Here is a 12,579-nt window from a genome sequence, read left to right as displayed (position 1 = left end):
CTTGCCCCTGAAATGAATGGATAATAATAGAGGTAGGGGCAAGCCTCTGTGCTTGCCCCTGAAATGAATGGATAATAGAGGTAGGGGCAAGCCTCTGTGCTTGCCCATTGATTCTCGGGCAACCAGAGACGGTTGCCCCCACAGATAATCAAATCATCAAGAGGGCGCAAGCCAGGGGGCCCTACAGTGTTTGATAATGTTAAACTTGGTTGAGGCTGCGACGTAATGCCACGGCATACATGACTGTCCAAATTCCGCTGAATAATAAACTAATGCCCACCAATAATCCGATCAACCAAGCGGCGTTTAACGGCCACCGAGACCAGATTAGAATCCCCAAAATAACCGTTACAATGCCGCTAAACAGCGTCCATCCCCAACCGTCCCGAGGGCGAAGTTGAAAGGCAACGACTACTTCAAATACACCCTCAACAAAAATAAAAATTCCCACCAATAATGTCAGGGTGACAATTCCAGCCAATAAATTGCTAAGGAGCAAAATTCCGAGAATAATATAGAGAAGAGAAACCAAAAGTTTGAGTAAAAAACCGCCCGTTTGTCGAGATTGGATGGCATAAACCAGGCGAATCACGCCGCCGATAATAAACACCCACGCCAACACGATCGCGATCGCAATCGTCCCCCATAAGGGCAGGGCGATCGTCACCAGTCCCAGTATAATTAATAAAACCCCGAGGGCGATCGTCAATCCCACACTTTTTTTCAAGTCTTCGGCAATATCGGCGTTCATAATTTTTCTCCGGCAAACAACTTAAATTTAATTTGGCTTTCTTCTACCCCGACTCGCCTCCCCTGTCATCTATCCGAGGTCAGAGTACCCGATCGCAAGTCAAAACCAATATACTTCATTCAAGTATAAGATATTAAAAATCAATCAAACTGTAGGGGCGCAAGGCTTGCGCCCACCCCTTCACATTGCGCCCGCCGCGCCGCACCTGGACGCTCAATCTCCCTCCATCACGGACAACATATAATCGAACTGATTGACGCTTTGATTCCGCGCCACGTCGAACACCAACCCGCCAGCTTCGGCGAATCCGGGGATCAATTCCGATTTATTTTCGACTTTATCAAAAGATAAAATATCGTAAATTTTTTGACCGGCTTTTATATAGTCTCCGGCAGAAATATCCGTCTTAAACATCCCGCCGTGGGGGGCATAGTATTTGTTGACCCGACTTTTCGGCGTGAGTTTTATCGGATAGATTTCGGTTTCCTTGCGGGGAAAATTTTCCACATTCAACATTCCCTTGCTGGCGAGATAATTGATAACGCCGAGGAAGCCGCGATCGACGGATTCCGGATTCATTTCCATTCCCGATCCCAACTCCAGCGTCCAGGATTCGATGTCGAACTGAATCGGTTTTCCCAAATTTGACAATTCTCTTTCCAACGCCAGCCACGGCTTCAGAAAGGCTTCGTCGAAGGCATCGCCGTCATATTCATTCATCAAAATGCCGTAGTCGAGGAGGAACGCCCGGGCGCTGTCTTCGCGGCTGTGGAAACAGTACAGGTAATCGATCGCGCGGTTGGTGGAACTGTGCAAGTCGATGACATAATCGGCATCCAGACAGAGGGACTGGAGTTGATAGCGATAATATTCGCCGTAGGTGACGCGGCTGGGGGCTTCGATTTCCGCCTGTAAGGATCGGAACTTTTGCAGAATTTTTTGTCGGTAATTTTCGATGATGGCTTCCGGTTCGAGGTCGAGTTGCGATCGCGCGAAAGTCGCGATCTCCTCCCCGGTTTTTTCGTAATCCCAAAAAATGCGATTCCAGTCCTTGCCATCATAAATATTGTATCGACCGGAAGAGAAATGGTGCGATCGCTGGTTGACGCCGAGGGGATTGCAAACCGGGACCAGCCAAATTTCCCCCGCCAGTTGGGACGCATCCAATTCGCGCAAAAACCCGATCGCGCGGTGGATCACCTCGTTACCGCTAATTTCCGCCCCGTGCAAGTTGGACTGCAAATAGGCTTTTTTGCCCGGTTTCGCCCCTCGAAACCGATAAACCTGCAATGCGAGGCGATCGCCGGAGGCCAACTGCAACAGAGGAATCGTCGAGAGAGTCGGTATCATAAAATTAACAAAACCCCCGATTCACAATCCCGGTCGAGATGAATGCCCGCCGCCGCGCCCATTGGTGGCCCGCCGACGGCACATCTGGTGCCAGGGTTTACAATCTAGATAGTCGGCAGTCGGGCGAACCGAAAGCGCCGGACTTCTGAACCCGAGCCTATCAATTTAAACGCCATCGTTTGGTCATTTCAACATCATCCTTGTGTCGAACTTTACCCAAAACCGTCAAACCATCAATCTCGAAAGCCTGTTCCCCTTCGGTCTGGATCGGTTCCAACTCGATGCGATCGCGGCCCTGAACGCGGGAAAATCCGTCGTGGTCTGCGCCCCCACCGGGTCGGGAAAAACCCTGATCGGAGAATACGCCATCCACCGGGCCCTCGCCAACGGCCACCGCGTCTTTTATACCACCCCCCTCAAAGCCTTGTCCAACCAGAAATTGAGGGATTTTCGGGAACAGTTCGGCGGCGAGATGGTGGGGTTACTGACGGGGGATCTGTCCCTGAACCGGGACGCCCCGATTTTGGTGATGACGACGGAAATTTTCCGAAATATGCTCTACGGCACCCCCATCGGCCAGGTGGGCACCTCCCTGGAAGGGGTGGAGGCGGTGGTGTTGGATGAATGCCACTACATGAACGATCGCCAGCGGGGGACGGTTTGGGAAGAGTCGATCATCTACTGCCCCCCGGACGTGCAACTGTTAGCCCTGTCCGCCACCGTGGCCAACAGCGACCAACTCACCGACTGGATCGGCAAAGTCCACGGCCCCACGGAGTTGATCTACTCCGACTTCCGGCCAGTCCCCCTGCAATTTCACTTCTGCAACAACAAGGGGATGTTCCCCCTCCTGGACAATACCGGGCGCAAGATCAGCCCCAAACTCAAGGAACGGGGGCGATCGCGGCAGCGGGGCCGCAACCGCCGGGAGAACGTCCCCAAACTCACCGACATCCTGTCCACCCTGGAGCAGCGGGATATGTTGCCGGCGATTTACTTCATTTTTAGCCGTCGGGGGTGCGAGCGCTCTGTAGCCGACGTCAGCCACCTCTCGTTGGTCAACCCCGAAGAAGCCCAACTGTTGAGCGATCGCATCGACCGCTTCATCGCCGAAACCCCCGGTGCCGCCCGACCCGAACAACTCGAACCCCTCTCCCGCGGCATCGCTTCCCACCACGCCGGATTGCTCCCCGCCTGGAAAGCCTTGGTGGAGGAACTGTTCCAGTTGGGGTTAATTAAAGTCGTCTTCGCCACGGAAACCCTAGCCGCCGGGATCAATATGCCCGCCCGCACCACCGTGATTTCCAGCCTCTCCAAACGCACCGACGACGGACACCGCCTCCTGAAACCCTCCGAATTCCTGCAAATGGCGGGGCGGGCCGGACGGCGGGGGATGGACGAACTCGGCCACGTCGTCACGGTACACACGCCCTTTGAAGGGGCGAAAGAAGCCGCCTATCTGGCCACTTCCAGCGCCGATCCCCTGGTGAGTCAATTTACCCCCAGCTACGGGATGGTATTGAACCTGCTGCAAACCCACACCCTGGAAGAGGCGAAAAATCTCGTCGAGCGCAGTTTCGGCCAATATCTCTCTACGTTATCCCTGGTTCCGGCGGAGTTGGAGATCGGCGATCTGGAAAATGAATTGGTGCAAATTGAGGCGCAACTGGGGTTGGGAGACGATTTGGATCTCCATACCCTGGAAGATACCTTGGCAAATTATGAAAAACAACAAGAGCGGCTGCGGGAAGAAAAGCGACTGTTGAAAACCCTGCAAAAGCAAGCCGGAGAAGCCCGGACGCAGTACATGGCCGAGGCGATGGCCTTTGCGGTGTTGGGCAGTATCGTCAGCCTGCGGGGGAAACACGTCCCCACCGCCCGACAGTCCGACTCCAAACCCCTGCCGGCGGTGTTGGTGGCGAAAACGCCGAGTCCCGGACAGGCGCCCTATTTCCTCTGTCTGGGCCGGGACAACCGCTGGTACGTGGTGGCGGCGGCGGACGTGGTGGCGTTGCACGCCGAACTCCCGAGGTTGAAGGCGGTGGATTATCTGGATTTGCCGGAGCATATGTCGTTCAAGTTGGGGGAATCGCGGCGCGGCGACGAGGTTTCGGCGAGTTTGGCGATGCAGGTTCCGCAGGTTTCTACCCCCGACATCGCGCCGGAGGTGGAGGAACAGAAGGCCCGGATTCAGGAAGTCGAGGACATTTTGCGGGATCACCCCGTCCAAAGGTGGGGCAAACCCCAAAAGCTGCTGAAGCGGTGGCGGCGGTGGCACTCGATTCAGGAGGAAATTAGCGATCGCCGCCAGGAATTGAAGCAATATATGGAGCAAAATTGGCAGGAATTCCTCAATTTGATCTCCATCCTGCAACATTTTGAAGCCCTCGAAGATTTGGAGCCGACCCGCCTCGGACAGGCGACGGCGGCCCTGCGGGGGGACAATGAATTGTGGTTGGGGTTGGCGTTGATGTCCGGGGAATTCGACGAATTGGAACCCCAAAATTTGGCGGGGGGATGCGCGGCTTTGGTGACGGAGGTTTCGCGGTCCGACAGTTGGACGAATTATCAACTTTCGGAGGTGGTGCAGGAGGCGCTGGCCCGCCTGTGGTCCTTGCGGCGATCGCTCATCAAAGTCCAGGGCCGGCACCGGGTCGAGTTTTTGGTGCTGCCGGAACGCCGGGAACACCAGCGGTTGAGCGCGATCGTCGAGCAGTGGGCCTCGGGGGTGGAGTGGACGGAGTTGGTGGAAAATACCACCTTGGACGAGGGGGACATCGTGCGGATGCTGCGGCGCACCCTGGATTTTCTCTCCCAAATTCCCCACGTTCCGCATTTGAGTGGGGTTCTGAAACAAAATGCGATCGCGGCTAAGGGGTTGATCGATCGCTTCCCGGTGAATGAGGATGTGGGGTAGGGTGCGATCGGCGCTTTTCGGGAAAAGCGCCGTCCCGCAAGAATTACAGCGATTTCAGACATCATCTCTCGGGGATATGACGCATTGTGCTCAAACGAGTCCAAAGTCAAGTTAAGATAGATCTGAGTGAGAGGACTGGGATCGCTAATGAAACTTCCCAACTACGAGCGAGTTATCTATAAACGTAACCCCTTAGTGGAGGTTGTGTGTCAGATTCGCTTTCCTACAATTCTGAAGATTAGCAATCAAGAGCCGGCTGAGTTTCAAGACAAAGTACGTTTTCAGTATCCTTTATATGAAGTAAAAAAATCTGTCAGCATTCCCGGCAGCCAGAATGAAATCTTTCAATTGGCTCAAAAAATGGGTTTATCTTTAAACTTTCAAGATGTCACTTATTGTTTGAGATCGGAAGATTTGAAATGGCAAGTGTTATTAAACAAAGATTTCATTGCTTTGGCAACAACCCAATATGAAAGATATGAATCATTTAAAGCAAGATTAAAAGAAATTTTAGAGATTTTCGATCAAATTTATGAACCTTCCTTCTATTCAAGAATTGATTTAAAGTATCAAGACTTGATTATTCGTTCTAACCTTGATCTCGACCAACAAACAACTTGGGCGGATTTAATACCAGAACACATTGCCTCTGAACTGCATACACCAGAAATCGCCGAGTCACTCAAATTATTGATTAAAAACTTGGAGATAGATTTTGAAGGAGGTAAATTGCAGTTTAAACATGGTCTGGTGATGGCACAAGATCCGGATCAAGGAAAGAGGGAACCCGGATATTTGCTAGATGCGGATTTTTTTGTGGAACAGAGAACAAGGAGGGAAGATGTTTGGAATGTCCTCGATCAATTTAAAGAATCAGCCGGAAAGTTGTTTAGATGGAGTATTACCGACAAACTTCATGAAGCACTGGAACCCGAACGAATCCACTCTGAGATTTGAGAGTTCAAAACAGAATCCCAGTGATATTTCATTTACAGTGAGGCGTTCATATGGTATGCCAGAACAGCAAACATTGTCTCCTGGGTTCGAGAATTTCAATGTGTCCAATTTTTATGTTGAAGTTGAGTTTTCTCATGAAGACTCAGCAAAATATTTTAATTTTCTAAAAGCCTTTCTTCTTCTCATTGCTATCAGCAAACTTCCCATAGAAGGCCTTCAAGAGTCTGTAGAAACTTTGGAACAGATCAAAGAGTTTTATGGAGAATCTCCTTCTGAGATTGCACAATCAACTCCGACTCCAGAAATCGTATCAGGTGACATTGTTTTTACAGAAACCAGATCTCCTTTGAGTTTAAGTTGGGATTAATTTGTTCATGTCAGTAGATTTGATGTATAGAGTCTCCGCCGATGAGGCACTAAGACAGGGAGAAATTTTAACAGGAGTCGTTCAATATAAACCCCAAATTAATGGCTCCACTAATCCTGAGCCTGACTCTATACCTTTTCAAAAGGTAGTCCATCCTTATGCAATTATTGTCAGTCAAGATTGCGATTTGGATTGGGATTATAAAGCCAGAAACAATGTAAAAAACGATCCAAAAAATTCCAACAAACTTTTAAATTCAATTCTTTTGTGTGAAGTCGATACGGCTCGATCTATCAGAGATAACCCAAACAACAATATTAATAGCAGAGAGTGGAATTATGTTAATTCAAATCGCCATGAGCGATATCATTTTTTTCAAGCCGTCACTCCAGAACTCGACCTTGGGCAAGAAGGATTGCCGGAACTGACGTCAGATTTTAAACGAGTTTTCGGAATCGATGCTGAAAATTTATACTTTCAAATCGACAATGGTACTGCCAAACGACGGAGCATCCTTGCAAGTCCTTATTTAGAACATTTTTCAGTCCGCTATCATTTTTTTCATCAGAGAGTAGCTTTGCCGTCACCCATTATAAGTAATAAAGAAAATTGAAATAACAGTAATTATCACCCGACTTCGGGATTATTAAATCTTCTAAATATCGCAGAAAGACACCATTCCGACGTTTCTCCGCTTCCGATCGCACCCAAAATCGCCCATCCCGGCACTGTAACCGAGTATACCAAACGCCACGGCGGATAAAGCTAGGATAATCCGCAAATTTACCCCCCAAACGGCTCTGCTGTCGAGTTTGGGTGCGATCGCGCCCGTTTGGGGTGGATATCGCGTGAGGAGAAAAGATTGTGAAACTTCGCAACCGCCGATGGCTGCTGGGTCTGGTACTTCTGGGAAATGGTATACTCGCGTCTCCGGGTGTTGCGGAAACCGAACCAATCGCCCCAACAGACCCGACGACTTTAAACCAACTGCAACGCTACGGTAACGAAGGACGCCATAAAAAACGCGATCAAGTCACCTCCGTTTCCCAACTCTCCGACGTCCAGCCCACGGACTGGGCCTTTCAAGCCCTGCAATCCCTCGTCGAACGCTACGGTTGCATCGCCGGATATCCCGACGGGACCTATAAAGGAAATCGCGCCCTCACCCGCTACGAATTCGCCGCCGGAGTCAACGCCTGTCTGGAACGGATCAACGAATTGATCGCCGCATCCACCGAAAATCTGGTGACGCGGGAAGATCTGGCGAAATTGCAGCGGTTGATGGAGGAATTTGCGGCGGAATTGGCGAGTCTGCGGGGTCGGGTGACGGCTTTGGAGGCCCGAACCGGCGAATTGGAGGCCAACCAATTCTCCACCACCACCAAACTCCAATCCGAAATTATCTTTTCCATCGCCGACTTTTCCGGCGACGGCGGCGACCTCGAACAGGACCAAACCACCCTGGGCTATCGGGTGCGGATGAATTTTCTGACCAGTTTTTCCGGTCGCGATCGCCTCCGAACCCGCCTCCAGTCGGGAAATATCCCCTTTGAACAGGGGGAAACGGCCATGAGCGATCTGGGTTGGGCCGCCGGGGACAGCACCGATGTCACCATCAACAAACTCGAATATCGCTTTCCCGTCGGGGACGACCTGGCCTTCTGGGTGACGGCGGTGAATATGAATATGGACGATATCGCCGATCCCCTCAACCCCACCGCCGTCAGCGCCTCCACCGGGGCGCTCTCTTATTTTGGAGAGTACGCCGCCATCTACAAAACCAGCGAAGGCCCCGGGGTGGCGTTCTCCTACAACATCGCCGACACCCTGAATTGGACGGGGGGTTATATCGCCAATGAAGGATCGAGTGCCGAGGAGGGGTCGGGATTCTTTAACGGCGGCAACAATATTTTCACCCAACTGACCTACTATCCGAGCGATCGCGCCGCCCTCGCTTTCGCCTACGGTTACAATTATTTTGCCCCCGATAATGTCTTCGTTTCGGGCCGCAACGGTTCGCGCCTCGCGGAAGCTCCCTTCGGGTCGGAAACGCCGACGATCGCCCACCACTTTTTAATTAACGGGACGGTTTATTTCAGCGATTTCTTCAACTTCTCCGCCTGGGGACAGTACACCTACGCCGAAGCAAAAGGCGGCTTCCGGGATGGGGACTCTGCCGATATCTGGAGTTGGGCGGCGATTTTCAGTTTCCTGGATTTACTCAAAGAAGGGGACGTTCTCGGTTTGGTCGTCGCCGCCCCCCCCAACGCTTTGCAGGTCGAAAATGGGCCGGAAGATGAGGAGATGTCGCTGTTATTTGAACTCTTTTATAATTTCCAGTTCAACGAATACATTTCCCTCACCCCCGGCGGCTACGTCGTCACTAACCCGACCGACGATTTAGATGCGGTTTGGGTGGGAGTTGTGCGGATGGGTTTTCAATTCTGAGGTGAAGAAACCGGGTTTCTAGATATCTCTCGGTGGGGCAAAGAAACCGGGTTTCTAGGAGTATCTTTCGTTTCCCAATTAAGATTTAAGTAGAAACCCGGTTTCTAGACATCTCTCGGGGGGGAAGAAACCGGGTTTCTAGGAGTATCTTTCGTTTCTTATCAAGATTTAAGTAGAAACCTGGTTTCTAGACAATAGCCCCATCACGAATTAGAATTTTTAATGCGACTGAGGAAGTTTTTCAGACGATCGCTTTTCGGTTGGTTGAAGAGTTCCGCAGGGGGGCCGGACTCTTCGATAATTCCCTGATTGAAAAAGAGGACCCGGTTGGACACTTCCCGGGCGAATTGCATTTCGTGGGTGACGACGACCATCGTCATGCCGTCTTCGGCTAACTGGCGCATCACTCCCAGCACTTCCCCCACCAATTCCGGGTCGAGGGCGCTGGTGGGTTCGTCGAATAAAATCACCTCCGGTTTCATGCACAAACTCCGGGCGATCGCCACCCGCTGTTTCTGCCCCCCGGAGAGTTGGTCGGGGTAAACATTCGCTTTATCGCCCAAACCGACTTTTTCCAAGTAATGCAGGGCGCGATCGCGGCAGTCCGATTCGGAAGTTTTCAGCACTTTTTGGGGGGCGATCGTCAAGTTTTTTAAAACGGTCAAATGGGGAAATAAATTAAAATGTTGAAACACCATGCTCACCTTACTTCGCAGTTGGCGCAGCACTTTTTGATTTAATTGGGGATGGGAAATATCGATCCCCATCACTTCCAAGCTTCCCCCGTTGATGGTTTCCAGGCGATTCAAGCAGCGCAAAAACGTGCTTTTCCCGCAGCCGGACGGACCGATCACGGAAACGACATCTCCTTGGTGCAGGGTTCCGGTCACACCCTTGAGCACTTCCAGGGGACCGTAGCTTTTTTTGAGTTCGTCACAGACGATGACGGGCGCGAGATCTGACATGAGGCTAACCCAGATAATGGCAAACAGGAAATCAAGCATCTCAAACATTGAAAGTATTGCCATTAAATGCGCCCGAAGTTGTAGCACACAATACATTATCGTGTCCCATTTGGGGTTAGAACGAACAGGAGTTTTGATTTGGAAACCAAAATATAACCGAATAATGAAACAATTGCAGCGCCGGGGTTGGTTCAGATACTTGACCTTGGGTTTGATAACTTGTTTGACGGCGATCGCTTTTGCGTTCGGAGCGGTGACGGCCCAGGAAACGCCCCGAGTCTTTAAAGTGGCGACGGAACCCACCTTTCCCCCCTTTGAAATGCAGGCTGAAGGGGGAGAAGGTTTGGAAGGATTTGATATCGATTTGATGGAGGCGATCGCGGCGGAAGCGGGATTGGACGTGGAATTTGTCAGCCTTCCCTTCGACGGGATCATCCCGGCTTTGCAATCCCAAACGGTGGACGCGGCGATCAGCGGCATCACCATCACCGCAGAGCGGGCCCAATCCCTGTCTTTTTCCCGCCCCTATTTTAAAGCCGGTCTGGCGATCGCGGTTCAAGAAGGCGAAAACAATATCCGCAGTTTCGAGGATCTAGAAGGCAAAAAAATCGCCGTCCAAATCGGCACCACCGGCGCCCGGGAAGTGGCAAAAATTGAAGGGGCACAAATCGTCACCTTCGACAGTGCCGCGATCGCCCTCCAAGAATTAATCAACGGCAAAGTCGATGCCGTGGTCAATGACGGCCCGGTGACGCTGTACGCCATCAAAAACGCCGGACTCCAAGGGGTCAAAGTCGTCGGAGAACTGGTGACGGAAGAATTTTACGGCATCGCCCTCCCGAAGGATTCCCCAGACCTGGAAATAATCAACGGCGCCTTGACAAACTTGTTGGCGACCGGGGAATATAATGCCATCTATCAGAACTGGTTCGCCGGCGATCCGCCGCCCCTGCCTCCCGTCGCCCCCGCTCTGGAATCCGATGCAGTGAATGCTTTGAATTGGGGACGGCTTTTCCAGAATTTATTCAAAGGGGCAGGGGTGACGTTGATGTTGACCTTCTTCTCCTTTATTTTCGGTTTGCTGGGCGGGACGCTGGTCGCCCTGGCGCTGATTTCTCCCTACAAACCCCTGCGGTTGATCTGCCGCGTTTATGTGGAGTTTTTCCGGGGGACTCCCATGCTGGTGCAGCTTTTTATGATTTATTTCGGCCTGCCAGCCCTGTTCCGGGAACTGGGATTGGACTTCAGTTTTGAACGGTTGCCCGCCGCGATCGCTGCCCTGAGTTTGAACGTCGCCGCCTACCTCGCCGAAATCATGCGGGGCGGCATTCAATCCATCGAAAAGGGACAGTGGGAAGCCTGCGAATCGCTGGGGATGAACCCCATCGAAACCATGCGTTACATTATCTTTCCCCAAGCATTTCGGCGGATGCTGCCGCCCCTGGGCAACGAATTTATTACCCTGATTAAAGATACCAGTTTGGTGGCAGTGATCGGGTTCGAGGAGTTGTTCCGTCAGGGACAGTTGATGGTGGCGACGACTTACAAAGCCTTTGAAATTTACCTGGCTGTCGCCCTCGTTTACCTGCTTTTGACCACTGCTTCTTCCTTTATTTTCAAATGGTTGGAACGGCGGATGGACCCCCTCAAGAAAAAAACCAAAGCCGTCGCACCTCCGAAAAATATCACCCGGCCTCAAGTCGCGTCTCAGTGAAGAGAGGGTGTAGGGGGTAGGGTGTAGGGTGTCGGAAAGGGAATTGGGGAAAGGAAATTGTTCAATTTCTCCCCGATTCCTGACTCCCAATCAAAAGAGAGGGTGAGTAGATTTTGAGTAGACAAACGGTTGAGAGCGCCTTGGTTAAAGTGCTGAAAAGCTTAAAGGATAAGGGTTTAACCGAGATGGAGAATAGGGGACTCGAACCCCTGACCTCTGCGGTGCGATCGCAGCGCTCTACCAACTGAGCTAATTCCCCGAGTCAATCATTTCAGCCTCCCATCATAACATCAACTGGGGGCGGATGGTGTAACTTCCCCGCAAACCCGCTGAATCCGCTCCAATTCCAGATCGGTGAGGTAGTCCACGCACCAATCGGCCCGCCGCTGCAACATATGGAAGGGGTAGGTGTGGGCCACCCCCACCACAGGAATTCCGGCCCGTTTCGCCGCCTCGATTCCCGCAAAAGTATCCTCGATCGCCAGACATTCAGCCGGTCGCAAATTTAACCGGGTGTCGGTCCAATTCAGCCGTTCCACCGCCAGCAAATAGCCGTCCGGTTCCGGCTTACTGGTGGTGATGTCGTCCCCGGCCACGATCGCGGAAAAATACTCGATCAACCCGGCGCGAGTCAGCACCCATTCCACCTCGGCCCGGATCGCCCCCGTCACCACAGCCAATCTCAAGCCGGCGGCCAGAAGAGCGGGGATCAGTTCCGCCAACCCGGCATACAGGGGCAGTTCCTCCGCCGACTGCAACCGCTGCCGATAGGCCCGGGCCTTGCGATCGATCAGGTCGTCGAGGATTTCCGGGGTGACGACTCGCCCCCGCCGGGACAGCAAATCCTGCAAACAGGCGCGATCGCTCCGTCCCAGGCACACTTGGCGCACTTCCTCCGATGTCACCCTCAGATTTTCGGCCACCAACAATTCCCGGATCAGTTCTTCGTGGATCGGCTCGTCGTCGATAATGACACCGTTGAAATCGAACAGGACAGCTTTCAAACTCATAGCGATCGGGTGCAAACATCATCCAATTAGGGGTCGAGAGAGAAGTCACCTTCTCCCCCTCCCATTCAAAACCGTGCATGAGACTTTCACCTCACACGGC

Annotated in this window: 10 protein-coding genes and 1 tRNA gene; 6 read left to right on the top strand and 5 right to left on the bottom strand. The window is 52.1% G+C overall.

What is annotated here, in order from left to right:
• Positions 1 to 199 precede the first annotated feature (199 nt).
• Both AC0QHF_RS14630 and AC0QHF_RS14625 read right to left on the bottom strand, forming a co-directional pair.
• Positions 200 to 751 (bottom strand): HdeD family acid-resistance protein, encoded by a 552-nt coding sequence (locus tag AC0QHF_RS14630; RefSeq protein ID WP_324704962.1) that lies wholly within the window; start codon positions 749 to 751, stop codon positions 200 to 202.
• Positions 752 to 964: 213 nt separating this feature from the next.
• The gene (locus AC0QHF_RS14625; RefSeq protein WP_324704961.1) at positions 965 to 2,101 is read right to left on the bottom strand and encodes a M14 family metallopeptidase; all 1,137 of its coding nucleotides are present in this window, start codon (positions 2,099 to 2,101) and stop codon (positions 965 to 967) included.
• Between the two features lie 202 nt (positions 2,102 to 2,303).
• Here AC0QHF_RS14625 and AC0QHF_RS14620 point away from each other — a divergent pair, with 202 nt between their 5' ends.
• The 5 genes from AC0QHF_RS14620 to AC0QHF_RS14600 all read left to right on the top strand — a co-directional run bounded on the left by AC0QHF_RS14620 (position 2,304) and on the right by AC0QHF_RS14600 (position 8,790).
• Complete coding sequence (locus AC0QHF_RS14620) at positions 2,304 to 5,018, top strand: DEAD/DEAH box helicase (protein ID WP_324704960.1); 2,715 nt, start codon at positions 2,304 to 2,306, stop codon at positions 5,016 to 5,018.
• A 147-nt stretch (positions 5,019 to 5,165) separates the two neighbouring features.
• A complete protein-coding gene (locus AC0QHF_RS14615; RefSeq protein WP_324704959.1) occupies positions 5,166 to 5,975 on the top strand; it encodes a TIGR04255 family protein in 810 nt (269 codons plus the stop codon).
• 55 nt (positions 5,976 to 6,030) lie between these two features.
• Positions 6,031 to 6,342: a hypothetical protein gene (locus AC0QHF_RS14610; protein ID WP_324704958.1), complete on the top strand. Its 312-nt coding sequence runs from the start codon at positions 6,031 to 6,033 to the stop codon at positions 6,340 to 6,342.
• A 7-nt stretch (positions 6,343 to 6,349) separates the two neighbouring features.
• Positions 6,350 to 6,955, top strand: coding sequence for a hypothetical protein (locus tag AC0QHF_RS14605; RefSeq protein ID WP_324704957.1), 606 nt, complete (start codon positions 6,350 to 6,352; stop codon positions 6,953 to 6,955).
• Between the two features lie 251 nt (positions 6,956 to 7,206).
• Positions 7,207 to 8,790 (top strand): iron uptake porin, encoded by a 1,584-nt coding sequence (locus tag AC0QHF_RS14600; RefSeq protein ID WP_324704956.1) that lies wholly within the window; start codon positions 7,207 to 7,209, stop codon positions 8,788 to 8,790.
• A gap of 203 nt (positions 8,791 to 8,993) precedes the next feature.
• Here the strand turns inward: AC0QHF_RS14600 and AC0QHF_RS14595 are convergent, their stop codons facing one another.
• Entirely contained in the window at positions 8,994 to 9,755 is a 762-nt protein-coding gene (locus tag AC0QHF_RS14595; RefSeq protein WP_324704955.1) for an amino acid ABC transporter ATP-binding protein, read from the bottom strand.
• 163 nt (positions 9,756 to 9,918) lie between these two features.
• On the opposite strand from AC0QHF_RS14595, the gene AC0QHF_RS14590 reads away from it, so the two are divergent.
• Entirely contained in the window at positions 9,919 to 11,469 is a 1,551-nt protein-coding gene (locus AC0QHF_RS14590) for an ABC transporter permease subunit (protein ID WP_324704954.1), read from the top strand.
• Between the two features lie 186 nt (positions 11,470 to 11,655).
• Here AC0QHF_RS14590 and AC0QHF_RS14585 read toward each other — a convergent pair.
• Positions 11,656 to 11,728: transfer RNA gene (locus tag AC0QHF_RS14585), tRNA-Ala, on the bottom strand.
• Between the two features lie 31 nt (positions 11,729 to 11,759).
• Complete coding sequence (locus AC0QHF_RS14580; RefSeq protein WP_324704953.1) at positions 11,760 to 12,479, bottom strand: HAD family hydrolase; 720 nt, start codon at positions 12,477 to 12,479, stop codon at positions 11,760 to 11,762.
• Between the last annotated feature and the right edge of the window lie 100 nt (positions 12,480 to 12,579).

This window comes from Lyngbya sp. CCY1209 (assembly GCF_055795065.1).
The sequence above is the reverse complement of the archived record's forward strand: the minus strand, read 5'-3'. Positions and strand labels throughout refer to the sequence as shown.